The organism is Achromobacter sp. E1 (genome assembly GCF_037039475.1).
Classification (GTDB): domain Bacteria; phylum Pseudomonadota; class Gammaproteobacteria; order Burkholderiales; family Burkholderiaceae_B; genus Achromobacter; species Achromobacter mucicolens.
The window spans coordinates 3,295,865-3,321,201 of sequence record NZ_CP146253.1; the positions used below are offsets into that span (position 1 = coordinate 3,295,865).

Consider the following 25,337-nt stretch of genomic DNA (forward strand, 5'->3'; position numbering starts at 1 on the left):
CTACCCGGCGCTTACCGCCAGCAGACCGGGTTCGCCGTCATGCCGCCGCTGCGCGCGTTCGAGGATGAATTCGATCATCATTGCCAGCGCGCGCGGATGATGGCGGTTTGGCATGTACAGCATATACATGCCGCGCCCGAAAATGCTCAACCGCCAGTCCGTCAGCGCCGGTAACAGTTCGCCGCGCGCGATGTCTTCATGCACCACGTAGTCCGGCACCACGCCCACGCCCAACCCCGCGCGGATGGCGTCGCGCAGGAAGGCGTAGTTGCGGGAAATGACGGTGGGTTCCAGTACCACATGCTGGCGGGGCTGGCCGCCGTAGTAGGCCGACAGGCGCAGCGGCCGCCCGATCACGGCGGCGCTGATGACGGGCGTGCCGGCCAGGTCTTCCGGCCGCTGCGGCAGGCCGCGGTTAGCCGCATAGTCGGGGGACGCGCAGGCCACGTAGCGCACCTGCCCCAGTTCGCGCGCGACCAGGTGCTGTGGCGGGTCGGACATGATGCGCACGGCGATGTCGACCTCGTCGCGCAGCAGGTCTTCGACGCTGTTCTCGAACAGCACGTCCAGCACGATGTCGGGGTAGGTCTTCTTGAATTCCAGCAGCCAGGGCGTCATCACGAACTGCCCGTAGCCGCTGGGCACGCTCAGGCGCACCTTTCCCTGCGGCGTCTTGCCCAGCGTTTCAATTGACTCGCGCGCGGCCGCCAGTTCGTCCTGAATGCTGCGGCCGTGCTTGTACAGCTTCAGGCCGATCTCGGTGGGTTCCACGCGCCGGGTCGTGCGCCGCACGAGCTGCATGCCCACCGATCGCTCGAGCTGGCTCAGGTGATAGCTGACGTTGGCCCGCGTCATTTTCAGGCGGCGCGCGGCTTCACTGAGATTGCCCGCGTCCAGGATTTCGACCAGCAGGGTGAGGGATTTGGTGTCCATGACGGCGCTCCTTGCCGTGCATTGTCAAATTTTCTTATCCGGAGTGTCAATTATCGATGCCATTGTCAAGACATCTTTGCTGGGAAAGAATAAAGCCATAACAGACGGGCCACGCCTGGCCCGCCCCAGGCTCCGCTCGCGCAGCCGTCGGCGCTCCGGCATGCCGGCGCGGCGCGCGAGCAGGAAGCCATTAAGGAGACACTGTCCATGACAGACAGCGCAAGCACCGGCGCGGCCCAGACGCGCCGCCATGAAGACATTATGGTCGTCGTCATCGACCATCCTCCCGTCAACGCCCTGAGCGCCACCGTACGCCGCACGTTGTCCGAGGCCATCGCGCAGGCGCAGACCGACACGGGGGTGCGCGCGATCCTGCTGATTGGCGCCGGCAAGAATTTCATCGCGGGCGCCGACATCCGCGAATTCGGCAAGCCGCCGCAACCGCCCCTGCTGCCGGACCTGTGCAACCAGATCGAAGCCAGCGCCAAGCCGGTTATTGCCGCATTGCATGGCGCGGCGCTGGGTGGCGGGCTGGAGATTGCGCTGGCGGCGCACTACCGGGTGGCGCTGGCCAGCGCCAAGCTGGGCCTGCCCGAAGTGAACCTGGGCCTTTTGCCCGGCGCGGGCGGCACGCAGCGCGCGCCCCGTTTGATGGGTGCCGCCGCGGCCCTGGACCTGATGCTGAGCGGCAAGCCCCTGTCCGCCGATGCAGCGCTGGCAGCGGGGCTGGTCGACGCCCTGGCCGCCGAGGACGATCCATTGGACGCCGGCCTGGCTTACACGCGCCAGCTGCTGGCGCTGAACGCAGGCCCGCGCCGCACGCGCGACGCGGGTCATGCGCTGGCGGACCAGACGGCGCAACGCGCGGCGGTGGACGCGGCGGCCGAACGCGTGGCAGCCACCACCCGTGGCCTGTTTTCCCCCGCCAAGATCGTGCAAGCCGTGCGCGCCGCGATCGACCTGCCCTTCGACGAGGGCCTGCGCACCGAACGCGCCCTGTTCCTGCAATGCCTGGACAGCCCGCAACGCGCCGCGCTCATCCACGCGTTCTTCGCCGAGCGCGACAGCGCCAAGATTCCCGAGCTTAAGGAAGCCCGTGCCCGCCGTCTGGAACGCGTGGGCATCGTGGGCGGCGGCACGATGGGCGCGGGCATCGCCGTGGCGGTGCTGGATGCCGGCCTGCCGGTGGTAATGGTCGAACAGGACGATGCGGCCCTGGCGCGCGGCCGCAACCGCGTCGAACAGGTGTACGACCTGCTGGTCAAGAAAGGCCGCATCACCGCTGACGAACGCGCGGCCCGCCTGGCGCGCTTTACCGGCGCAACGGATTACGACGCGCTCGGCGAGGCCGATCTCATCATCGAAGCCGTGTTCGAGGACATGGCCGTCAAGCAGGCCGTCTTTGCGCAGCTGGACCGCGTGGCCAAGCCCGGCGCGGTGCTGGCCACCAACACCTCCTATCTGGACGTGGACCGGATCGCCGAAGCGACGCGCGGGCCCGCCGACGTGCTGGGGCTGCACTTCTTTTCGCCCGCCAACATCATGAAGCTGCTGGAAGTGGTGGTCGGCCGTCACACCGCGCCGGATACCGTGGCCACCGGCTTCGAGCTGGCGCGGCGGTTGCGCAAGATTCCCGTGCGCGCGGGCGTCTGCGACGGCTTCATCGGCAACCGCATCCTGGCCGTGCACCGGCAGGCGGCCGACATGATGATGGAGGACGGCGCCTCGCCGTACGACATCGACGCCGCCGTGCGCGCGTTCGGCTATCCGATGGGTCCCTACCAGATGGCCGACCTGGCGGGCGGCGACATCGGCTGGGCCACCCGCAAGCGCCGCGCCGCCACGCGCGATCCCGCGCTGCGCTATGTGCAGATTCCCGACCGCCTCTGCGAGCGCGGCTGGTTCGGGCAGAAGACCGGCCGCGGGTTCTACCTGTATCCCGACGGCGCCCGCCAGGGCACGCCCGACCCCGAGGTGCTGGCCATCATCGACGAAGAACGCCGCCGCGCCGGCGTCACGCCCCGCCCATTTACGCAGGAAGACATTTTGCGGCGCTATCTGGCCGCCATGGTCAATGAAGCCGCCAACGTGCTGCATCAGGGCATCGCGCTGCGTCCGTCCGACATCGACGTGGTGTTCCTGTCCGGCTACGGCTTTCCGCGCCATCGCGGCGGCCCTATGCACTACGCCGACAGCGTGGGCCTGGCGCAAATCCTGGCCGACATCCGCGGCTACGCGGCCGAAGACCCCGCGTTCTGGAAGCCATCGCCGCTGCTCGTGCAGCTGGCCGAATCCGGCCGCACCTTTGGCAGCCTGAACGCCGCCTGATCCAAACACCTTTTAGGAACCCCAATGCGCGAAGCCGTCATCGTCTCCACTGCCCGCACCCCCATCACCAAGGCGGGGCGCGGCGAATTCAACCTGATCGCCGGGCCCACGCTGGCCGCGCACGCCGTGCGCGCCGCCGTGGACCGCGCCGGCATCGACCCCGCCCTGATCGAAGACGCGTTCATCGGCTGCGGCTATCCGGAAGGCGCGACCGGGCGCAACATCGGCAGGCAGGCCGTCATCCGTGCCGAGCTGCCTGTCAGCGTCGGCGGCGCCACGATCAACCGCTATTGCGCGTCCGGCCTGCAGGCGATCGCCTCGGCCGCGAGCCGCATCGTGATGGATGGCGCGCCCGCCGTGATCGCCGGCGGCGTGGAACTGGTATCGCAGATCCGCACGCGCGACGACGGCGTCAGCGGCATGGACCCGTGGATCGTGGCCAACAAGCCCGAGTTGTATCTGCCCATGATCGAGACCGCCGACATCGTGGCCGCGCGTTACGGCATCAGCCGCGAGGCGCAGGACCGCTTTGCCGCGCAAAGCCAGGCGCGCACCGAGGCCGCGCAAGCCGCCGGCCGCTATCGCGAGGAGATCGTTCCGGTCACGACCACCATGTCCGTCACGGACCGCGCGACAGGCGCCCTCACCGAGCGCGAAGTGACGGTGGACAAGGACACCTGCAACCGCCCCGGCACCACCTACGAGGCGCTGGCCGGCCTGGCCCCCGTCCGGGGCGAGGGCCAGTTCGTCACGGCGGGCAATGCCTCGCAGCTGTCGGACGGCGCGGCGGCCTGCGTGCTGATGGAAGCCGCCGAAGCCCAGCGCGCCGGCATCCGGCCGCTGGGCGCGTTCCGCGGCTTGGCCATTGCCGGCTGCGAGCCCGACGAAATGGGCATCGGCCCGGTGTACGCGGTGCCCAAGCTGCTGGCCCGCCACGGCTTGAAGGTGCAGGACATCGACCTGTGGGAACTGAATGAGGCATTCGCATCGCAGGCGCTGTATTGCCAGGAAAAGCTCGGCATCCCCATGGATCGCCTGAATGTCGACGGCGGCTCCATCGCCCTGGGCCATCCCTTCGGCGTCACGGGCGCGCGGCTGGCTGGCCATGTCCTGATCGAGGGCCGCCGCCGCGGCGCCCGCTACGCCGTCGTCACGATGTGCATCGGCGGCGGCATGGGCGCGGCCGGCCTGTTTGAAATCTACTGAGAGACCCGCATGGATCTGGAATTCACCCCCGAAGAAATCGCCTTCCGCGACGAGGTGCGCGCCTTCCTGGACGCGAAGCTGCCGCCCCGGCTGTCGGACAAGGTCAGCGAAGGCAAACTGCTGACACGCGACGACATGACCGAGTGGCATGCCATCCTGAACGCGCAAGGCTGGCTGGCCACGCATTGGCCCGTGGAATACGGCGGCACGGGCTGGAGCGCATCGCAGAAGTACATCTTCGATAACGAATGCGCGCTGGCCAACGCGCCGCGCATCGTCCCCTTCGGCCTGAGCATGCTGGGACCCGTGCTGATCAAATACGGCACCGAGGCGCAGCGCCGTTACTGGCTGCCCCGCATCTTGGACGGGTCGGACTGGTGGTGCCAGGGCTACTCGGAACCCGGCGCGGGTTCGGACCTGGCGTCGCTCAAGACCACGGCCGTGCGCGACGGCGACAGCTATGTCGTCAACGGCCAGAAGACGTGGACCACGCTGGGCCAGTACGCCAACATGATCTTCTGCCTGGTGCGCACCTCGCAGGAAGGCCGGCGCCAGGAAGGCATCAGTTTCCTCTTGATCGACATGAACAGCCCGGGCATCGAAGTGCGCCCGATCATCACCCTGGACGGCGAGCACGAGGTCAACGAGGTGTTCTTCTCGGACGTGCGGGTTCCTGCCGAAAACCTGGTGGGCGAGGAAAACCGCGGCTGGACCTGCGCCAAGTACCTGCTGACCTATGAACGCACCAACATTGCGGGCGTCGGCCAGTCCACGGCCGCGTTGGAACGCCTGAAGGCCGTGGCCGCGCGCCAGAAGCGGCACGGCCGCCCGCTGGCCGAAGACCCGGATTTTGCCGCGCGCCTGGCGCGCGTGGAGATCGAGCTGGCCAACATGCGCACGACCAACCTGCGCGTGGTCGCGGCGGTGGCTGGCGGCGGCGCGCCCGGCGCGGAGAGCTCGATGCTGAAGATCCGCGGCACGCAGATCCGCCAGGAGATCAGCGCCTTGAACCGCCGCGCCATGGGCCCGTACGCGCGCCCCTTCGTGCCTGAGGCCTTGCACGACGGTTACGACGCGCCCGCCATCGGCCCGGACGGCGCAAACAGCGCCGCGGCGCAGTACTTCAACAACCGCAAGCTGTCGATCTTCGGCGGCTCCAATGAAATCCAGAAGAACATCATCTCCAAGATGATCCTGGGACTGTAAGGGCTGGCCATGAATTTCGAACACACCGAAGACCGGCGCATGCTCTCGGACATGCTGCGCCGCTTTGTCGCCGAGCAATACGACTTCACCACGCGCATGCGCCACGCCGAATCGCGCGAGGGCTACAGCCCCGAGTTCTGGCGCCGCTACGCCGAGCTGGGCGCCATCGGCGCACTGTTCACCGAGGCCGATGGCGGCCTGGGCGGCGCGGGCTTCGATATCTCCGTCGTCTTCGAAGCCCTGGGACGGGGCCTGGTGGTCGAGCCCTTCCTGGACGCCGTGATGGTCGGCAGCGCCATCGCCGCGGCGGGCTCGCCGGCGCAGCGCGAGGCGCTTGACGGCCTGATCGCCGGCAGCCTGACCGCCGCATTCGCCCACGCCGAACCGGCGTCGGGCTACGACCTGAATCAGGTGGCCACGCGCGCCGAACCCAGCCCCGACGGCTGGGTGTTGAACGGCGCCAAGGCCGTCGTCTACGCGGGCGAACATGCCGACCTGTTCCTGGTGTCGGCGCGCACGGCGGGCAATGTTGACGACGAATCGGGCATCGGCCTGTTCCTGGTGACCCGGGGCACGCCGGGCCTGGCGCTGCGGGGCTACGGACTGATCGATGGCGGGCGCGCCGCCGAACTGGTGCTGGACAACGTCAAGCTCGCCCCCGACGCCCTGCTGGGCGAGGCGCACGCCGGTCACGCGCTGCTGGAACGCGCCGTGGGCCGCGGCATCCTGGCGCTGTGCGCGGAAGCCGTGGGCGCCATGGACTGCGCGCGCGACGCCACGCTGGAATACCTGCGCACGCGCCGCCAGTTCGGCGCGCCGCTCGGCAGCTTCCAGGCCTTGCAGCACCGCATGGCCGACGTGCTGCTGGAAATCGAGCAGGCCCGCTCGGCCGTCATCAACGCGGCGGCCGCCGTGGACCATCCGGATCGCGCCACGCGCGAACGCGCGCTGTCCGCGGCCAAGGTCACGATCGGCCGCATCGGCACGCTGGTGGCCGAGGAATGCATCCAGTTGCATGGCGGCATCGGCATGACGTGGGAACTGCCGCTGGCGCACTACGCCAAGCGCCTGGTCATGATCGACCACCAGCTGGGCGACGAAGACCACCACCTGCGGCGCTACATCGCGCTGGGTCAGGCATGAGCGCGCAGGCACGGCCATGATCGACTCCCCTACCTCGACCCGCGCCCGCCCCATTGCCGCACCCTTTGCCGCGCCGTTTCCGGTACGCACGGCGCAGGACGTCCAGCGGTTGCAGGCCCGGCCGCTGGCGGACACGCTGACGGTACAAAGCACCTACGAGATCTTCTGCAACTCCGCGGCTGCATTCGGCGACAGGCGGGCGCTGACCTTCCTGCGCAGCGCCGACCCGGCTGACGATGCCACCAGCTGGACCTACCGTGAACTGCTGGCAGGCATCCACCAGACCGCCAACCTCTTGCACAGCCTGGGCATCCGCGAAGGCGACGCCGTGGGCGTGCTGCTGCCCGGCTGCCTGGAATACCACCTGGCGCTGTGGGGCGGCGAGGCGGCAGGCATCGTGCAGCCGCTCAATCCCCTTCTGACCGACGACAAGCTGGCGTCCTTGATGACGACGGCGGGCGCCAAGGCGCTGATCGCCTATGGGTCCGACGTGGAATGCGGCTCGTGGTCCAAGGCGCTGCGCCTGATGGAACGCGTGCCGACCCTGAAAACGCTGCTCCGCGTGGCGCCTTGGCACGAGGCCGAAGCCGACCGCCCCGCGCTGCCGGACTTCGCGCGCGATTTCAACGCGGCGCGCGCGGCCCAGCCCGCCGACCGCCTGGTCAGCGAACGCGTCATCCGCGCCAGCGATGTGGCTGCCTACTTCCACACCGGCGGCACCACGGGCGCGCCCAAGCTGGCCATCCACACGCACGCCAACCAGGTGTTCTCCGCGTGGGCGGCCGTTCAGCTGCAAAACGCGGGGCCGGGCGACGTGGTCATCAACGGCTATCCGCTCTTTCACGTGGCGGGAGTGCTGCCGGCGTCGCTGGCAGCGTTGTCGGCTGGCGTCGAAACCGTCATCCCGACCACCCTGCTGCTGCGCAACCGCGATGTGCTGCGCAACTACTGGCGTCTGGTCGAAAAGCACCGCGCCACCTCGCTGCAAGGCGTGCCGACCATCCTGGCCGCGCTGGCCGAGGTGCCGCTGGACGGCGCCGACATCTCATCGCTGCGCTACTGCCGCACGGGCGCGGCGCCCCTGCCCGCCGAGCTCGCCGCGCGCTTCAAGCGCCTGTTTGGCCTGCATGTCAGCGAAAGCCTGGGCATGACCGAGATGGCCGGCATCACGTCGATCTCGCCGCCGGGCTGCGAATTTCCGGTCAACTGCGTGGGGTTTCCGCTGCCCTATGTACAGGTGCGCATCGTGGGGCTGGACATGCCCGCGGGCCAGCCCGCGCGCGACCTGCCCGCCGGCACGCCCGGCATGGTGCTCATCAAGGCGCCCAACGTCATCCCGGGCTTTCTGGATCCCGCGGACACCGCGCACGCCTTCACCGAAGATGGCTGGCTGATCAGCGGCGACGTCGGCTTCATGGACGCCGAGGGCCGCCTGCATCTGCAAGGGCGCGCCAAGGACCTGATCATCCGCGGCGGCCACAACATCGATCCCAAGACCATCGAAGACGCCCTGGCCACGCATCCGGCCGTGCAGCTGTGCGCGGCGGTCGGCGCCCCCGACGCCTACGCGGGGGAATTGCCGATCGCGTTCGTCACGCTGGCCGAAGGCCGCGAGGCGACCGAGGCCGAATTGGTGGCCTATGCCGCCGCGCACGTGGACGAAGGGCCGGCACGGCCCAAGCGCGTGGTGATTCTGGACAGCATGCCCATGACCAACGTGGGCAAGATCTACAAACCCGATTTGCGCCGCCTGGCGACCGCCGTGTCGGTCGAGGCCGTGGTGGCGCGCACCCTGCAAGCGGCTGGCCGCGCCCAAGACGATCCCGTCTTTCGCGTGCTGGCCGATGCGCAACCGGATGTCGCCGTAGAAGCCGGCGCCGGTGCGCCCGCGCCGCTGATCGCCAGCCTGCGCGAGGCGCTGTCCCGGCTGCCTGTCAAAGTCGACGTACGCGATTGACTGGCATCCCATAACAACACCCACCAGGAGACAACACCCATGGCCCGACTGCCCCTGCGACGCGCTTGCCTCGCCGCCCTTACGCTCACCCTGGCAAGCGCCGCCTTGCCGTTTTCCGCCAGTGCGCAGACCGACTTTCCCACCAAATCCATCACGCTGATCGTGCCCTTCCCGGCCGGCGGCTCGACCGACCGGCATCTGCGCATCGTGGCGCAGGATGCCTCGAAGTATCTGGGCCAGCCCGTCATCGTGGAGAACCGTCCCGGCGCGGGCGGCACGCTGGGCACCGCCACCATGGCCAAGACGGCCAAACCGGACGGCTACACCATCGCCCTGTACACGCTGGCAATGCTGCGCATGCCTTACATGCAGAAAAGCAGCTGGGATCCGATCAACGACTTCACTTTCATCCTGGGGCTGTCGGGCTATACGTTCGGCTTCACCGTCCGCTCGGACTCGCCCTACAAGACGTTCAACGAGTACATCGAGGCCGCGCGCAAGGCGCCCGGCAAGATCGACTACGGCTCGACCGGCATCGGCTCGTCGCCGCATCTGATCATCGAAGAGATCGCCATCAACGCGAACGTCAAGCTGAACCATGTGCCGTTCAAGGGCAACGCCGACATGCAGCAGGCGCTGCTGGGCGGCCACGTCATGGCGCAGAGCGACGCCACGGGCTGGGACCAGTTCGTCGATTCCGGCAAGATGCGCCTGCTGGTCACCTTTGGCGACAAGCGCACGACCCGCTGGCCCGACGTGCCCACCGCGCAGGAGCTGGGCTACAAGGTCGTGTCCACTTCCCCCTACGGTCTGGCCGGTCCCAAGGGCATGGACCCGGCGGTCGTGAAGATCCTGCATGACGCGTTCAAGAAGGCCCTCTTCGATCAGGCCAGCATGGACGTCATGAAGCAGCTCAATCAGGAGCCGGCCTATCGCAGCAGCGAGGACTACAAGGCGTGGGCGCAGGCGACCTTCGTCAAGGAAAAGGACCTGATCGAGCATTTGGGGCTGATGGCCAAATAACAGTGGCCCGGCCGGGCGCCGGGGTTGGCGCCCGTTTGGGCCCGGAAGCCGGCGCGGGGTGCGGACAGATTTTGCATGCAAGAAATGTCCACCGCCGCGCCTGCCTTTTGTTAGACTGGCTGCCCGATGATTTTCCGCACCGGCAGCCCCTGCCGCGCCTCATGATCCAGGACGTCCAGCCAGACCCCAGCGCCGACGACATCGCAAGGGAAGTTTCCGCCGCCATCGTGGCGCACAAGCTTCCGCCCGGCACCCGGTTGCGCGAAGAGGCCCTGGCCCGGGTCTACAAGGTCAGCCGCACCAAGATCCGCGCGGCGCTTCTGATGCTGTCCAAGGACAAGCTCATCAACATCGTGCCGGACAAGGGCGCCTTCGTCAGCAAACCGGATGCGAACGAGGCGCGCGAGGTCTATGCGGTGCGCCGCATCCTGGAGGCCGCGCTGGCCCGCGAATTCGTGGCGCGCGCCGGACCTGACGATTACAAGCGCATCGACGACCACCTGGCCGAGGAACGCCGCGCGCTCGACAGCGGCGACGTGCAGACGCGCAACCGCCTGCTCAGCCATTTCCACATCCTGCTCGCCGAAGCCGTCGGCAATTCCGTCCTGACCGGCATGCTGCGCGAACTGTCGGCGCGCAGCGCGGTGATCACCGTGCTGTATCAGACCTCGCACGACGCCCATTGCTCGTCGCGCGAGCATCACGCCTTCATCGAGGCGGCGCGCGCGGGCGATGTCGAGCGGGCCTGCGCCCTGATGGACGAACACCTGGAGCACGTGCTGACCGCGCTGGACTTCAACGGGGACAAGCAGGCGGGCAGCGACCTCGTCGCCGCGCTGCTGAGCTGAGGCCCCTTCCGTGCCGCTAGCCGGCGCGCAGCAATTGCTCCATGCGGTGCTGCAACCAGCGCTCGGTCTCGTTGAGCACCGCCCCCTGCATCCATAGCGTGCGCACGGACAGCATGGGCAACGCCAGTTCCGCGCAGGGCAGCGGCCTGAGCGTCGTGCGAAAACTCTCGTACTCCGCAATGTTCAGGGGCAGGATCGCAAAGCCCAGCCCGTCGGCCACCATGCCCGCAATGCTGTAGAAGCTGTCGGTGCGCCAGACCGTCGGGCTCAGCACCATGTCCTCCACGCCTTCCATCTGCATGACCAGCTGGCGGTGACGCGCCAGGTCCTCGCGCGACACCTGCGGCAAGCCCGCCAGCGGATGGCCGGACGCCACGAAAATCCCTTGCGCCACGTTGCCCAGGGATTGGTGCGCGAAGTCACTGCCGGGATCGCCCCGGTCGAAGTGGAACGCGATGCTTGCCCGGCCCTGGCGCACATAATCGGCGACCTCGGTCGCGGTGCCGTTCAGTTGCGTCAGCTCCAGCGCCGGAAACCGCTCGGCCAGTTCCACCACCAGCGCGCCCAGCACGAGATAAGGCAAGGCTTCATCCAGCGCAATGGACAGGCGCGCCTCCTGTCCGCCGGCGAACGCCAGCGCCCGCTGCGACAACCCGCCGGCCTGGCGCAGCAGTTCCTTGGCTTCCAGCAGCATCACCTCGCCGGCCGGCGTCAGCACCGCGTTGCGGCGCGACCGGTCAAACAGCTCCACCCCAAGATCCGCCTCCAGCAGCCCCACCGCCGTGCTGACCGCCGACTGCGCGCGCCCGATGCGCCGCCCCGCCGCCGAAAACGAACCCGCTTCGGCGGCTGCCACGAATTGCCGTAATTGATCCAACGTCCACTGCATGGTCCGCTCCTGATTAGCCATCTATTTTATAGATGGAATCCAACTTTTTATGGCCAATATCTAGATGGATAATGCGATCCGTGATCCCGAGCGCGCCCGCCGCGCCGGGATCATGGTTATCAATAAGGAGTAGAACCATGCAGCGGACTCATTCGAACGCTGTCGCCGCGGCCCCCGGCCGCTGGCTCGTGCTGGCCATCGTGTCCAGCGCCTTGCTGCTGATCGTCGTGGACATGACGGTCCTGTATACCGCCCTGCCCCGGCTCACCCACGAACTGGGCGTCACGGCCTCCGCCAAGCTGTGGATCGTGAACGTCTACGCGCTTGTCGTGTCCGGCCTGCTGCTGGGCATGGGCACGCTGGGCGACCGGCTGGGGCACAAGCGCCTGTTCATGATGGGGCTGGCCGTGTTCGGCGCGGCCTCGCTGGCCGCCGCCTACTCGCCCGGCGCAATCGTCCTGATCGCCGCGCGCGCGTTGCTGGGCGTGGGTGCCGCGATGATGATGCCCGCCACCCTGTCCATCCTTCGTCTTGCGTTTGCCGACGAGCGCGAGCGCGCTGTCGCGATCGGCGTCTGGGCGTCGGTCGCCTCGGGCGGCGCGGCGCTGGGACCCGTCGTGGGTGGCCTGCTGCTGGAGCATTTCTGGTGGGGTTCCGTGTTTCTCATCAACGTGCCCATCGTCCTGCTGGCGCTGCCGCTGGCATGGCGCTTCATTCCGGCCAGCCGGCCTGACGCGTCGCGCCCCTGGGATCTGGCCGGCTCGCTGCAAGTGATGGCAGGCATGGTGCTTTGCGCCTACGCGCTCAAGGAGCTGGGCCGCGCGTCGCCTTCCTGGCTGCACGCCGCGCTGGCCTGCGCGGCAGGCGCCACCATGCTCGCCATCTTCGTGCGGCGGCAGCGGCGGCGTCCCTACCCGCTGATCGACTTCTCGATCTTCCGCAATGCGTCCTTCAGCTCTGCCGTGGCGGCGGCGCTGTTTGCCGCGGCGGCGCTATTGGGCATGGAACTCGTGTTCAGCCAGCGGCTGCAACTGGTGCTGGGCATGTCGCCGATCCAGTCCGCGCTCTTCATCCTGCCGCTACCGCTGGCCGCGTTCGTGGCCGGGCCGCTGGCCGGCCTGCTGCTGGGGCGCATCGGCAGCCGGCGCCTGCTGTTCCTGGCGCTGCTGGTGTCGGGTCTGGGCATGGGCGGCTATCTGCTGACCTACGACGGGGCCGTGATGCCGCAACTGATCAGCCTGTGCGTGCTGGGCCTGGGCATTGGCGCCACCATGACAGCCGCCTCCAGCACCATCATGCAAAGCGCCACCCCCGAACGCGCCGGCATGGCCGCGTCGATCGAGGAAGTCTCGTACGAGCTGGGCGGCGCGCTGGGCGTGACCTTGATGGGTTCGATCCTGTCCGGCGTCTACGCGCAGTCGCTTTCCGTGCCGGCAGGCGTGACGGCCACCGGTGCGGCGCGCGACAGCCTGGACGAAGCGCTCATCGTGGCCGGCAGCCTGCCCGCGGACTTGGCGGCGACGCTGACCTCGCTGGCCCGAAGCGCCTTCGAGACCGGCTACGCCGCGGTGATCGCGACCGCCACGATCATGCTGCTGGGCACGGCCGCGTTCGTGCTGCTGAACCGCACCCGGCGGACAGCGCAACCGGGTTGAGGGCGCGCGGGCCCGGCCGCCCGGCCCGCGCCGCTCAGCCGTTGCGGAACGCGTGATCCAGGTCCGCGATCAGGTCTTCCTCGTGTTCCAGGCCAATCGACACCCGGATCAGCCCTTCGGACACCCCCGCCGCATCGCGTTCCTCGGCGGGCACGCCGGAATGCGTCGTCGATGCAGGGTGGCAGACCAGCGTTTCCGTGCCGCCCAGGCTGACGGCCGAGCGGAACAGATGCAGGGCATTGATGAAGCGGAACGCGCGCTCGCGGCCACCTTCCAGCACGAAGGCGAAGGTCGAACCCGGTCCGGTGCACTGGCGCTTGTAGACCTCTTGATAGGCGCGGTCCGCAATCAGTTCAGGGTGGAACACCTGCACCTTTTCGTACGGGTTTTCCGCCAGCCACTGCGCGACGCGCGTCGCCGTGCGCGCCGCCTGCTTCATGCGAAGCACCACCGTTTCCATCGACCGCGTGATCATCCAGCATGAATGCGGGTCCAGTTGCGAGCCGAAGGCGCTGCGGATGGCGCGCACCTTCTTGATCAGCGCCTTGCTGCCGGTGACCGCCCCCGCCACCAGATCGCTGTGGCCGCCGACGTACTTGGTCAGCGAGTACACCGACAGGTCCACCCCATGTTCCGCCGGCTTCTGAAAGATGGGTCCCAACAGCGTGTTGTCGCATACCGAGATCGGCCGGTAACCATGCCGCGTCTCGAACGCATCCAGCTCGTTCTTCATTGCCTCAAAATCGAACAGCGCATTGGTCGGATTGGCGGGCGTCTCGACATAAAATAGCTTGACCGGCCCCTTCTCGGCCGCCGCGTCCAGCGCCGAGCGCATGCTGCGGGGCGACAACCCGTCCGCGACAGGATGCGAACCAATGCCCCACTCCGGAAAGATCTTGCCGATCAGCGTCTCGGTGCCGCCATAAAGCGGCACGGACTGCACCAACTGGTCGCCCGGCCGCAAAAAGGCCATCAACACCGCGCTGATCGCGGACATGCCGCTGGACGTCACCGCCGCGTCCTGCGAGCCGTCCAGCAGCGACAGCCGGTCCTCCACGATCTCCAGGTTCGGGTGATTGAACCGGCTGTACACCAGCCCCGCCGTCTCGCCCTGCGGCAAGGGCTTGCGGCCCGACACCAGGTCAAAGAACGCCGCGCCGTCCTCGGCCGTGCGGAACGCAAACGTGGACGTCAGAAACACCGGCGGCTTGACCGCCCCCTCGGACAGATAGGGATCGTAGCCATAGGACATCATCTGGGTTTCGGCATGCAGGGGACGGCCGAAGATGTCCTTCTTGTGGTAGCTCGAGTACGTCATGGTGTGCCTCTTTCTGGTGTTCCAGCCAAGCGGGCAGGCGCGTCACGCATCTTCAGACGATAACGCCGGGCCGCGAGCGAAACATTGCAGGTTGTGACCCGCACCAGATCAGAGGCGCCCCGGCGCCGCGAGCGGCGCCGAGGTGGCATTCAACCAAGCACCCGCAGTCAGAACGGCTGCAGGCCAAGCGCGGCTCGGAACCGGTTCTTCACGTGCACGCCGTCGCGGGACGGTAGCGCGCGGGGCGGCTCGTCGGGGCTGATGAACGCCTGCACGAACGTAACGCCGCGCCGCGCCCGCACGCGCTCGGCGACTTCCCCCGCCTGGCCGGTTTCGCGGACGCTGAACGCATCCCGGATGCCGAACCCGCGCGCCACCGCCACGAGGTCCGTGCCCAGGCTGGTGTGGCTGCGCTGCATGCCGGTCTCGCCAAAATGCCCGTTATCCAGCACCAGGATGGTCAGGTTTGGGGGCTGCTTGGCACCGATGGTGCCCAAGGTGCCAACGCCCATTAACTGTTCGCCGTCGCCGGTGATGACGAGCACCGCGCGCTCGGGTTGCGCCAGCGCCAATCCGAGCCCCAGGGCCGCCGCTCCGCCCATCGCGCCCCATAGATAGAAGTTATGGTCGCGGTCGCCCGCGGCGAACACGTCGTAGGACGGCGATCCCAGCCCCGAGATGACGAGCGCATCGGGCGTGGCGGCGATCAGTTGCGACACGAAGGCGCGGCGCTGGACGGCGCCTTGTGGATTCAGGTTCGTCGACATCAGTTGCGCTCCCACTTCTTACGTCCGATCAAGGTCTGCGACAGCAGCACGGCCACCTGTTCGCCCGCGAGAAACGCCGAATCCAGCGCTGCGCCAACGGTCTCTCCCACCTCGTCGGGATCGGATGCCCGCAGCACCGTGATGCCCATCAATTCCAGTGCCTGCTGCGTGGTCCGGCCCATCGGCCCTTGCCACGGATTGAACTCGGCGTATTCGCCGCGCATCGTCACCAGCGTCAGGAACGGGAAGTTGCAACTGCGCAGCAGCGAGAACATGTTCACGCAGTTGCCCACGCCGCTGCTCTGCATCAGCAGCGCGGCGCGCTGGCCGCCCAGCCAGGCGCCGCTGACGACCGCGACTCCCTCTTCTTCCGTGGTCAGGACCACGTCGTTGATGTCCGGATCCTGCTGCGCCTGCCGGATCGCGTAGGCATGGCCCGCGTCGGGGACGTAGGCGATCTGGCGGATGCCGCCGGCTTTCAGCGCGTCGAACACGGCTTGTTGCCAGGCGGGCGCCTCGGTGGTCGTTGAAGTCATGGTGGGTTTCCCTGTGGCTGAAGTGCTGCGAGCCATCTTATATCGCTATAGAATTGCGAACTAAATAGAATTTGCTGATGGATTTAATCACTCATCCGCATACCTGGAGCGCCAATGGACTTGAAGCAACTGAAGGCGTTAGTAACCGTGGCCGAGACCGGCAGCGTGACCAGCGCCGCCCGCCTGCTGAACATCGTGCAGCCTGCGGTTTCCCGGCAATTGAAGCTGTTGGAAGACGATATCGGCACGCCGCTCTTCACCCGCGGCCGCCTCGGCATGGAACTGACCGACGCCGGCAAGACGCTGGAGGACTACGCGCGGCGCGCCTTGAACGAGCTAGACCGCGCTCGCGCTGAGATCCGGCCATCCAGCGGCACAGTGGGCGGCATTGTCACCGTGGGCCTTTTGCCCAGCACGGCTGACATGCTGTCCAGCGCGCTGCTGTCTGCCGTTGCGTCCCACTATCCCGGCATCCGCTTGCGGTTGACGGCGGGATATGCCGGGCACTTGCAGTCGTGGCTGGAAACCGGCGACGTGGACATCGCGCTGCTGTACGAGTCCAAGCCGAATCCCGCGCTTAAATTCCGCACCTTGCTGGAAGAGAGCCTGTGGTTCGTCGGCCCGCCGGGCAGCGGGCTCGACACCCACACGCCTGTCCGCATGGCCGACATCATCGGGCGGCCTCTGGTGTTGCCGGGCGCGCCGCATGGCCTGCGCTCGCTGGTCGAGCAGGCCGCGCGCACGCAAGAGACCGAACTGCAGATCGTGGCCGAGACCAATGCGATGAGCGTGCAGAAGCGCCTGGTGCTGGACGGCCACGGCTACACCATCCTGCCTTCGATCGCTGTGGCCGACGACGTGGATCGTGCAATCCTGGCCGCTGCGCCGGTCGTGGATCCGTTGCTGGTGCGGCGCATCGTGCTGGCGCAGCCCGCCACCCGTCCCATCGCCAATTCCGTGCATTGCGTCATGAACGAGCTGATCCAATGCGCGCGCGATGCGGTGCGCAATGCACGCTGGCCGTCCGCCCGCTGGTTGTCCAAGTAGCCCCGCGCGCCGGCCGCGCCATCTCCCGCCGTGATGAATTCCATCACGAAATTCTATTTATTCGGCCTTTTCATAACGGATTAACCTGGGACACCTGACAGCGCTTTCTGGCCGACATGTCCCACCTGATTGATACCGAACTCCCCGCCGGCGCAAGGACGGAAACACGGCTGATCCCCGGTCCGGCCGATCCGCTGGAGTTGCTGATTGACCGCCCCTCTACGCCGCACGTTGGGGTGGCCATCGTTACTCATCCGCAACCGCTGTTGGGCGGCACGCCTCGCCACAAGATCCCGCACAGACTGGCGCACGGCGTCCGGGATGCAGGATGGATCGCGATACGGCCCAGCTTTCGGGGCGTGGGCGCCAGCGCCGGCGTGTATGACCATGGCCGGGGCGAATCAGAAGACATTCTCGCCGTCGTACATGCCGTGCGTGCCGAGTCCCCAAATACGCCGCTGGCGCTGATTGGCTTTTCATTTGGCGCGTATGCCCTGGCCCGCGCGATTCGCGCGCTAACTGAGCAGGACGCCGCGCCTGCCGCCGCCATCCTGGCTGGTCTGCCGGTTGGCGCCGTCGAGGGCGACCGGGTCTACGACACGCCGCCCTTGCCCGCCGGCGTGGTGCTGATCCATGGCGAATCGGACACGCAGGCGCCCTTGCAGCCGCTGCTGGCGTGGGCGCGGCCGACCTCCCATCCGATCATCGTCGTCCCGGGCGCGGATCACTTTTTCAACCAGTCGCAGGACCTGCTGCTTTCCCTCGTCCTTGCGCATCTTCCCAAGGAGGCCGCCAAGGCTCGTACAGATTGATCGCGGCGCCCTTTCACACCTCCCCGATACGCCATCGAGCAAGAGGGAGGGTTCAACAAGGAGACAGACATGCGATTTCCAATCAAGCGTTGGGCGTGCGGCGCCCTCGCGTCCGCATTCAGTGCGGCCGTCATGGCGGCCGCGCCGTATCCGGATAAACCGATACGCCTCATCGTGCCGTGGCCCGCGGGCGGCTCGGCGGACACGATCGGCCGCTCGCTGGGCGATGCCTTGGGCAGGCGCCTGAATGCGACGGTCGTGGTCGAAAACGTGGCGGGCGCTTCCGGCACCATCGCAACCACCCAATTCGCCCGCGCCGCGCCGGACGGCTACACCCTCCTGCTGGCCAGCAGCTCGGCCAACGTCTCGGCGCCCAATCTGTACACCAAGGTGCATTTCGACCCGATCAAGGACTTCGCGCCGATCGGTGAAGTCGCGCTGGTGCCCAGCGTGCTCATCGTCTCCGAGAACTCGCCGTTCAAGCGTCCGATCGACATCGTCGCCGCGGCACGCAAGCAGCCCGGCAAACTGACCTACGGCTCTGGGGGCACCGGCAACTCGGGGCACCTGTCCGGCGAACTCTTCCGCACGATCAACAAGATCGAGGTTACGCATGTGCCCTACAAGGGCAACAACCCCGCGCTGACCGACCTGATGGGCGGGCGGCTCGACTACATGTTCGACAACGGCGCGATCGGGCACATCCAGAGCCAGCGCGTCCGCGCGTTGGCCGTTGCCGCCGACGCCCGGCTCAAGGCCATTCCCAACGTGCCGACGTTCGAGGAACTGGGCATGGCGGGCATGCAACTGACGACGTGGTTCGGCCTGGCGGCGCCGGCCGGCACGCCCGCGCCCATTGTGGACAAGCTGAGCAGCGCCCTGAACGCCGTGATGACCGATCCCGCCTATTCGCAACGGCTCATCGCAATGGGTGCCGAATTGCACCAAAGCACGCCTGCGGCATTCACGGCCTTCTGGGCAGAGGAACTGGACCGCTACCGCCAGCTCATCCAGTCCGCCGGCATCCAGGTCAATTGAGGCGCAAAAGCGCACGACAGCCCATCAAGGAGACAAGCATGAAGGCAACTGCATTTCAACGGATGCTCGTGGCCGGGGCGCTGGCCCTGACAGCCAGCGTGGCTCATGCGGCGTGGCCCGACGATCGTCCGATCGAACTGGTGGTGGGATTCGCGCCCGGCGGCGGCACGGACGTCATGGCGCGGCTGGTGGCCCAGCACATGGAAAAGCGCCTGAGCGGCAAGGCGCGGATCATCGTCATCAACAAGCCGGGCGCGGGCGGAGAAATTGCGGTGCGCTACGTTGCCGCCGCCAAGCCGGACGGCTACACGCTGGGCATGATCAACGCCCCCGGCTTCGTGTATCTGCCGGTCAGCAAGGGCGCGAAGTACAAACCCGAGGACATCCGGCTCATCGCCCGTCTGGTCGACGACCCGCTGCTTTTCATCAAGCGGCGCGGGTCGAAAGCGCCGAACGACCTGCAGGCACTCGTAACAAAGCTGAAGCAGTCGCCCGAATCGCTGTCCTTCGGCCACAGCGGCGACGGCACGACCGGACATCTGGCCTTGATGGACATGGAGCGCAGCCAGAACGTGCGCGGCACGAGCGTGCCGTTCAAGGGCGGCGGCGACATCCATCTGGGGATTCTGGGCGATCACATCGACTACGGCTTGATCACCGTGAGCGAAGTGCCGGAACTGGTTGACCCGAAAGGCCCCTTCGAGGCCATCGCCATCGCCAGCGACAAGCGCCACAACACCATCCCCACCGCGGCGGAGTCCGGGGTGACGTTGCGATATTCGTCCGAGCGCGGCATGGGCGGCCCGGCGACCTTGCCGGACGCCATCCGCGACAAGCTGGAGCTCGCGCTTCAAGACACGCTGAAGGATCCTGCTTTCCTGGCGGCATCGGGACGCGATGCCGCCGTGCTGGCCTTTCAGCCGGGCGAGGAATGGAGGGCCAGCCTGGCCCGGCAGACTCGCGCCTTTCAGGAAGAGGCGGCCACGAAAAAGTAGGCGCCTGATGCCGGGCAGCGCTTGCGCCGCTGCCTGGCATCCACCTTCCGGACGCCGTTTGCGATGTGTGTTTTAGCCCTGATTGTTTTTTTTGTGTACTTTAATTAAACAAAACCTAGGGTAAACGCCCCCTTTATCTCCGGAAACAGCCGATCTATAAACACATATTGTTTTTTTTATGTGTTTTTCCAAGATGAAAATTGCACTCATTGGATGCGGCGAAGTCGGACATTGCTACGCCCGCGCCTGGACGGCCGCCGGACATCGCATCGTCGGCATCTGCGACCTGCGTTCGGACGCCGACATGGCGGACCGCGCAAAGGCCGCAGGGGCAGCCTTGCATGCCGAACCGGGGGCCTGGCTCGCGGAAGCGGACGTCGTGGTTTCCGCCGTGTACGGCTACAACGCCGCCGAGGTCGCGGCCCAGGCGCTACCGCATATGCGCGCCGATGCGGTGTACGCCGACTTCACCACCGCCAGCGCCCCCAACATGCAGAAGGCCGCCGCCGCGGCTGCCGCACACAACATTCCCTTCATGGACGTCGCCATCATGGGCGCCATCGCCCTGCTGGGCGAGAAGACGCCGCTGCTGTGCGCCGGCGATGGCGCGGCGGTTGTGACGGCGCTGGGCGAAAGCGCGGGCGCGACGGTCCGGATCATCGAAGGAAAGCCCGGCGATGCGGTGCGCCTGAAGCTTCTGCGCAGCATCATGACCAAGGGCATGGAAAGCCTGGCGGTCGAATGCCTGGTGGCGGCCGAACGCATGGGCCTGCGCGATTCGCTGTACGAAGTGCTGGCCGACATCGACCGCACGCCGCTGACGGCGTTCATGGATTCGTTCGTGCGCTCGCACGTGCTGCATGCGCCGCGCCGTCTGGCCGAGGTGCGCGAAGCGCGCGACCAGCTGCACGAAGCGGGCCTGGAGCCGCTGGCGCTCAATGGTGTGGAAGCGCTCTTTGCCCGGTCCGCCCGCGGCATCGAGGCCGCGCGCGCGAACGGCGAGGCCCCGGCCGCCGACACGGTCCAGGCGCGCCTTGCCTGGCTCACCACGCTGGCCCGTCAGTCCTGACACCCCACCGCGCCCCAGAGCGCGGACCGAATCCGCAATAACACTTAGTGAGGAAGACAATGAAACTGTTCAAGAAACTGCTGGCCGCATCCCTGGTGCTGGGCTGCGCCGCGGCACAGGCCGCCGACCTGGGCTCGGCGCCGATCACCCTGATCTCGCCGTTCCCGCCCGGCGGCGGCACCGACACGCTGACGCGCATGATCGGCAGCGCGATCAGCCAGGACGCCGGCTGGAACATCGTGGTCGAGAACAAGCCCGGCGCCGGCGGCAACCTGGCGCTGGACGCCACGGCCCGCGCCCGCCCGGACGGCCACACGCTCGTCATGGCGCAGACCGACAACATCGTGCTGAACCCGTGGCTCTACAGCAAGCTCAGCTACGACACCTTCAAGGACTTCAAGCCGGTGGGCCCCGTGGCCTCTTCGCCCAGCGTCTTCGTCGTGCTGCCCGACTCGCCCTTCAAGTCGCTCGGCGACGTCGTGAAGGCCGCCCAGGCCAAACCCAACCTGGTTTCGCTGGGAATCCCCGGCATCGGCGGCACCGGTGACCTGACCGGCTATCTGTGGCGCAAGGCGGCCAAGATGGAGCTGATGCACGTGCCCTACCGTGGCTGGAGCCAGGCCTTCCCCGATCTGGCCAGCGGCCGGATCGACATGTACGTCGGCTCGGTGGCGTCGCTGCTGCCGCAGATCCGCGGCGGCAAGGTGCGCGCGCTGGGCGTGGTCGCCAATGAGCGCTCGCCCGCCCTGCCGGACGTGCCCACGTTCCCGGAAAGCGGCTTTCCGACCATCAACCAATCGATCTGGTGGGGCCTGATGGCGCCTGGCAAGACGCCCGACGATGTCGTCGCCGCGCTGAACACCGAATTGCAGAAGGTGCAATCCAACCCCGAATTGATCAAGAAGCTTGAAGAGGCCGGCTACAGCGTCCTGAAGGGCTCGCCCGAGGACCTGGCGCGCCGCCATCGCGCCGATCACGACGCCTTCGGCAAGGTCGTGCAAGAAGCCGGCATTCCCAAGCAGTAAGCCCCACACATATCCATCCAGCGATCAGGAGCAGAGATGACAGGTTTTGAAATCCACGCCCGCCAACGCGCGGTCAGCAAGGAACTCGTCGAGAAATTCCGTCAGGTGCCGGTGGCCAACGTCAGCGACTGCATGTCGCGCATGACGGCCGGCGGCGCTCGCCTGCGGCCCATGCACGACGGCACGCCCCTGGCCGGGCCGGCCCTCACGGTGCGCACACGTCCCGGCGACAACCTGCTGGTGCACAAGGCGCTCAGCCTCGCGCAGCCGGGCGACGTCATCGTGGTCGATGCCGGCGGCGACCTGACCAACGCGATCATCGGCGAGATCATGACCACCTATGCCGAGTCGCGCGGCATCGCGGGCATCATCATCAATGGCGCCATCCGCGACTGCGGCACCATCCGCCGCAGCGCCTTCCCCGTCTATGCGGCGGGCGTCACCCACCGCGGGCCGTACAAGGACGGACCGGGCGAGATCAACTGCGTCGTCGCGCTGGACGGCATGACCATCGCGCCGGGCGACCTGATCCTTGGTGACGACGACGGGCTGCTCGCCGTGCCGTACGAACAGGCCGAAGCCATCTATCAGGCGGCAGCGGCAAAGCACGACGTGGAAACCAAGATGCTGGCCGATATCGCCGCCGGCACGCTGGACACGTCGTGGATCGACGCCCGCCTGCGCTCGCTGGGTTGCACGGGAGTCTAGCCATGCGCGATGCGGCAGTCAGCAGGCCCGATCTGCGCGTCGTGCGCCTGGATCTGTGGATCGATCCCGCGTTCGACGAGGCGATCGCGCGGGACGCCACGCTGGACCTGCGCGTGCTGCCGGCGCAAGGTGACGCGGTGACCGCGGCCGGCTTGGCCGGCGCCCACGCCTACCACGTCAGCGCGGCCAAGGACGAAGTCCCCGCGCGGTGGCAGGTGTCCGCCGACCTCTTGGCCCAGTGCCCCCAGCTGCTGTGCGTATCGTCCGGCGGCGCCGGTTACGACACGGTCGACGTGGCCGCCTGCACCCGCGCGGGCGTGGCCGTGGTGAACCAGGCCGGCGCCAACGCCGCGTCGGTGGCCGAGATGACCTTCGCCTTGCTGTTGTCGCTGGTCAAGCGGTTGGGCGAGTCGGAAGCCGCGCTCAGGGCGGGCACCGCTGTCAGCCGCGAGGCGCTGATGGGCCGCGAGATCGAAGGCCGCGTGATCGGCATCGTCGGCATCGGCGAGATCGGGCGTCGCGTCGCCCGTATCGCGGCGGGATTCGGGTTGAAGGTCATTGCCTACGATCCGCTGTTGGCCGACGCGCAGATCGCCGAACGCGGCGCCGCGCCTGTCGGCTTCGATGCGCTGCTGGAACAGGCCGACATCGTCAGCCTGCACTGCCCGCTGAACGCCGTTACGCGCGGGATGTTCGGCGCGGCCACGCTGCGCCGGATGAAACGCGGCGCGCTGTTCGTCTCCACCGCGCGCGGCGGCATTCATGACGAGGACGCGCTGCTTGCCGCGCTTGAGTCCGGCCATCTTGCCGGCGCGGGCCTGGACGTCTGGCAGGTGGAGCCGCCCCCGCCTGGCAGCGGCCTTTTGCATCGCCACGACGTGGCCGCCGCCTTTCACACGGGCGGCGTCACGCACGAAGGCCGCCGCAAGGTGGCGCAGGGTTCGGCCACGCAGATCATCGACATGCTGGCCGGACGCAAGCCCGCGCGCCTCGTCAACCCCGAGGTCTGGCCGCGCTTTCTGGCGCGTCTGGCCGAGCACGGGGTGAAGGTGTAGCGTCCGCCGTTGGTATAGTCGCAGCTTTGAAAACCGGGAAGAGCCAGCCTCCTCATGTCGAGCGCCAGTGATTACGTCTACGGCGAATTGCGCCGCCGCCTGATGGCCGGATCGTTCCTGCCCGGCGAGCCGCTGCGCGAGGAACACATCGCCACCCAGCTCTCGGTCAGCCGCACGCCCGTGCGCAACGCGATCGAACGCCTGATCGCGGACGGCCTGGTCACCCGCGAAGGCCGGCGCGGCGCGGTCGTGCTGGGCTGGCAGGACCGCGACATCGACGAAGCCTTCGAGCTGCGCATGCTGCTCGAACCCTACGCCGCCAAGACCGCCGCCGAACGCGCCACGCCCGAACAGATCGCCGAGCTGGAACGCATCAACCAGTGCATGCTCGACGCGGTCAACTCCGGCGCGCCCGACCACGTCGCCCAGGTCCAGCACTACAACAACCTGTTCCACCACGCCCTGCTCGAGGCCGCGCAGTCCGCACGCGTGCGCTCCCTGGTCGAGAACCTGCTGGACATGCCGATCATCATCGGCTCTTTCTATTTCTACGGCCGCGAAGACATGCTGCGCAGCGTGGAACACCACCGCCAGATCATCGCCGCGATCCGCGCGCGCGACCCCGAATGCGCGCAGATCGCGGTGCGCTTTCACCTGGCGTCAACGCATCTTCTGTTCCGCTCGCACCGGAAGGATGGGAAGACGGGCGGGTAGGCTCGCGCAGGCCGGCGGCCAGACGCCTCAGATCTGTCCCGGCACCACCCGGTTGCGGCCCTGCCGCTTTGCTTCATACAGGCCCCGGTCGGCCGCCTGGATCAGCTCCGTGCACGGTTGCCCATCCAGCGGCACGGCGGTCGCCAGGCCGATGCTCACCGTCAGCCACGGCCCGAAGCCCGCGTCGCGTTGGGGAATCTGCATGGCCTCCACTGCGCGGCGCAGCTTTTCGGCGGCCAGTCGTGCGCTGCCGCCGGGCGTGCCCGGCAGCACCAGCGCAAACTCCTCGCCGCCGAAACGCGCCGCCAGGTCGGTGGACCGGTCGCAACTGGCGAAGATGGTGTTGGCGACGCGCTTGAGGGCTTCGTCGCCCGCAATGTGGCCGTAGGTGTCGTTGTAGGACTTGAAGTGATCCACGTCGATCATCAGCATGCTGATCTCTCGGCTGTCCCGGCCCGCGCGCTGCCACTCGGCATTCAGGTACTCATCGAAATAGCGCCGGTTGCCCAGCCCGGTCAGGCCGTCCGAGTTGGTGAGCCGGCGCAGTTCCATGTTGCTTTCCAGCAGTTGCTGCTGGCTCTGGCGCAATGCCTGATAGGCTTCGTCGCGCTGCACCAGCGCCATGTAGGAACGCGAGTGGTAGCGGATGCGCGCAATCAGCTCGATCGAATCCGGCAATTTCACCAGGTAGTCGTTGGCCCCCGCCGCGAAGGCCGCGCTCTTGATGGCGGGATCTTCCTTGGTGGACAGGACGATGATCGGGATGTCGCGCGTCACGGGATGGCCGCGATATTCGCGCACCAGGGAAAGGCCGTCCACGCCGGGCAGCACCAGATCCTGCAGGATGACCGTGGGCCGCGTCTGGATCGCCACGCTCAGCGCCTTGTAGGGATCCGAGCAATAGTGGAAATCGATGTTGGCTTCGGGCACCAGCGCACGCCGGATGGCTTCTCCCACCATGACCTGGTCATCGACGAGCAACACCATCGCCCCGTGCGAATTGAGATCCGCGGAAACCGTGTCTTCAGGGGATGGCAGCATAGTGGGTCCTTGATGTCCTACGTT

Annotated in this window: 23 protein-coding genes; 17 read left to right on the forward strand and 6 right to left on the reverse strand. The window is 67.5% G+C overall.

All coding sequences use genetic code 11. From position 1 onward, the window contains the following. Positions 1-933, reverse strand: a complete 933-nt coding sequence (locus V6V88_RS15200; RefSeq protein WP_223575860.1) for a LysR family transcriptional regulator — start codon at positions 931-933, stop codon at positions 1-3. Positions 934-1,140: 207 nt separating this feature from the next. Here V6V88_RS15200 and V6V88_RS15205 point away from each other — a divergent pair, with 207 nt between their 5' ends. From V6V88_RS15205 to V6V88_RS15235, 7 genes are all read left to right on the forward strand, one after another. Further along, on the forward strand, positions 1,141-3,261 hold the full coding sequence (locus V6V88_RS15205) for a 3-hydroxyacyl-CoA dehydrogenase NAD-binding domain-containing protein (RefSeq protein WP_223575862.1): 2,121 nt from the start codon (positions 1,141-1,143) through the stop codon (positions 3,259-3,261). A gap of 24 nt (positions 3,262-3,285) precedes the next feature. Next, a complete protein-coding gene (locus V6V88_RS15210; protein WP_338615461.1) occupies positions 3,286-4,467 on the forward strand; it encodes an acetyl-CoA C-acyltransferase in 1,182 nt (393 codons plus the stop codon). 9 nt (positions 4,468-4,476) lie between these two features. Next, complete coding sequence (locus V6V88_RS15215) at positions 4,477-5,673, forward strand: acyl-CoA dehydrogenase family protein (protein WP_338615462.1); 1,197 nt, start codon at positions 4,477-4,479, stop codon at positions 5,671-5,673. A 9-nt stretch (positions 5,674-5,682) separates the two neighbouring features. Beyond that, on the forward strand, positions 5,683-6,816 hold the full coding sequence (locus tag V6V88_RS15220; RefSeq protein ID WP_338615464.1) for an acyl-CoA dehydrogenase: 1,134 nt from the start codon (positions 5,683-5,685) through the stop codon (positions 6,814-6,816). Between the two features lie 16 nt (positions 6,817-6,832). Beyond that, the gene (locus tag V6V88_RS15225) at positions 6,833-8,773 is read left to right on the forward strand and encodes an acyl-CoA synthetase (RefSeq protein WP_338615466.1); all 1,941 of its coding nucleotides are present in this window, start codon (positions 6,833-6,835) and stop codon (positions 8,771-8,773) included. A gap of 39 nt (positions 8,774-8,812) precedes the next feature. Beyond that, on the forward strand, positions 8,813-9,796 hold the full coding sequence (locus V6V88_RS15230) for a tripartite tricarboxylate transporter substrate binding protein (protein WP_338615468.1): 984 nt from the start codon (positions 8,813-8,815) through the stop codon (positions 9,794-9,796). Positions 9,797-9,957: 161 nt separating this feature from the next. After that, entirely contained in the window at positions 9,958-10,644 is a 687-nt protein-coding gene (locus V6V88_RS15235) for a GntR family transcriptional regulator (RefSeq protein ID WP_280000703.1), read from the forward strand. 16 nt (positions 10,645-10,660) lie between these two features. On the opposite strand, the gene V6V88_RS15240 is transcribed toward V6V88_RS15235, so the two are convergent. Further along, on the reverse strand, positions 10,661-11,533 hold the full coding sequence (locus V6V88_RS15240) for a LysR family transcriptional regulator (protein ID WP_338615471.1): 873 nt from the start codon (positions 11,531-11,533) through the stop codon (positions 10,661-10,663). A gap of 137 nt (positions 11,534-11,670) precedes the next feature. Here V6V88_RS15240 and V6V88_RS15245 point away from each other — a divergent pair, with 137 nt between their 5' ends. Beyond that, the gene (locus V6V88_RS15245; RefSeq protein WP_338615472.1) at positions 11,671-13,188 is read left to right on the forward strand and encodes an MFS transporter; all 1,518 of its coding nucleotides are present in this window, start codon (positions 11,671-11,673) and stop codon (positions 13,186-13,188) included. Between the two features lie 34 nt (positions 13,189-13,222). On the opposite strand, the gene V6V88_RS15250 is transcribed toward V6V88_RS15245, so the two are convergent. The 3 genes from V6V88_RS15250 to V6V88_RS15260 form a co-directional block, all read right to left on the reverse strand. Then, on the reverse strand, positions 13,223-14,506 hold the full coding sequence (locus tag V6V88_RS15250; RefSeq protein WP_062841014.1) for a cystathionine gamma-synthase family protein: 1,284 nt from the start codon (positions 14,504-14,506) through the stop codon (positions 13,223-13,225). Positions 14,507-14,673: 167 nt separating this feature from the next. After that, complete coding sequence (locus tag V6V88_RS15255; protein ID WP_338615473.1) at positions 14,674-15,273, reverse strand: thiamine pyrophosphate-dependent enzyme; 600 nt, start codon at positions 15,271-15,273, stop codon at positions 14,674-14,676. Then, positions 15,273-15,809: a phosphonopyruvate decarboxylase gene (locus tag V6V88_RS15260; RefSeq protein ID WP_338615474.1), complete on the reverse strand. Its 537-nt coding sequence runs from the start codon at positions 15,807-15,809 to the stop codon at positions 15,273-15,275. The genes V6V88_RS15255 and V6V88_RS15260 overlap by 1 nt, the downstream gene beginning before the upstream one ends. Before the next feature lie 114 nt (positions 15,810-15,923). Here V6V88_RS15260 and V6V88_RS15265 point away from each other — a divergent pair, with 114 nt between their 5' ends. The 9 genes from V6V88_RS15265 to V6V88_RS15305 all read left to right on the forward strand — a co-directional run bounded on the left by V6V88_RS15265 (position 15,924) and on the right by V6V88_RS15305 (position 24,272). Next, entirely contained in the window at positions 15,924-16,856 is a 933-nt protein-coding gene (locus tag V6V88_RS15265) for a LysR substrate-binding domain-containing protein (protein WP_338615475.1), read from the forward strand. A gap of 116 nt (positions 16,857-16,972) precedes the next feature. Continuing rightward, complete coding sequence (locus V6V88_RS15270) at positions 16,973-17,668, forward strand: alpha/beta hydrolase (protein ID WP_338615476.1); 696 nt, start codon at positions 16,973-16,975, stop codon at positions 17,666-17,668. A 69-nt stretch (positions 17,669-17,737) separates the two neighbouring features. Beyond that, the gene (locus V6V88_RS15275) at positions 17,738-18,706 is read left to right on the forward strand and encodes a tripartite tricarboxylate transporter substrate binding protein (protein WP_062841019.1); all 969 of its coding nucleotides are present in this window, start codon (positions 17,738-17,740) and stop codon (positions 18,704-18,706) included. Between the two features lie 38 nt (positions 18,707-18,744). Beyond that, a complete protein-coding gene (locus V6V88_RS15280; protein ID WP_338615478.1) occupies positions 18,745-19,701 on the forward strand; it encodes a tripartite tricarboxylate transporter substrate binding protein in 957 nt (318 codons plus the stop codon). Positions 19,702-19,894: 193 nt separating this feature from the next. Continuing rightward, a complete protein-coding gene (locus tag V6V88_RS15285; protein WP_338615481.1) occupies positions 19,895-20,770 on the forward strand; it encodes an NAD(P)-binding domain-containing protein in 876 nt (291 codons plus the stop codon). A gap of 59 nt (positions 20,771-20,829) precedes the next feature. After that, positions 20,830-21,795: a tripartite tricarboxylate transporter substrate binding protein gene (locus V6V88_RS15290; RefSeq protein WP_056318153.1), complete on the forward strand. Its 966-nt coding sequence runs from the start codon at positions 20,830-20,832 to the stop codon at positions 21,793-21,795. 36 nt (positions 21,796-21,831) lie between these two features. Beyond that, positions 21,832-22,503, forward strand: a complete 672-nt coding sequence (locus tag V6V88_RS15295; RefSeq protein ID WP_056318150.1) for an RraA family protein — start codon at positions 21,832-21,834, stop codon at positions 22,501-22,503. A 2-nt stretch (positions 22,504-22,505) separates the two neighbouring features. Further along, positions 22,506-23,558, forward strand: a complete 1,053-nt coding sequence (locus tag V6V88_RS15300) for an NAD(P)-dependent oxidoreductase (protein ID WP_338615482.1) — start codon at positions 22,506-22,508, stop codon at positions 23,556-23,558. A gap of 54 nt (positions 23,559-23,612) precedes the next feature. Beyond that, positions 23,613-24,272, forward strand: coding sequence for a GntR family transcriptional regulator (locus tag V6V88_RS15305; protein ID WP_338615483.1), 660 nt, complete (start codon positions 23,613-23,615; stop codon positions 24,270-24,272). Positions 24,273-24,299: 27 nt separating this feature from the next. Here the strand turns inward: V6V88_RS15305 and V6V88_RS15310 are convergent, their stop codons facing one another. Further along, entirely contained in the window at positions 24,300-25,313 is a 1,014-nt protein-coding gene (locus tag V6V88_RS15310) for a PleD family two-component system response regulator (RefSeq protein WP_056318137.1), read from the reverse strand. Positions 25,314-25,337 lie beyond the last annotated feature (24 nt).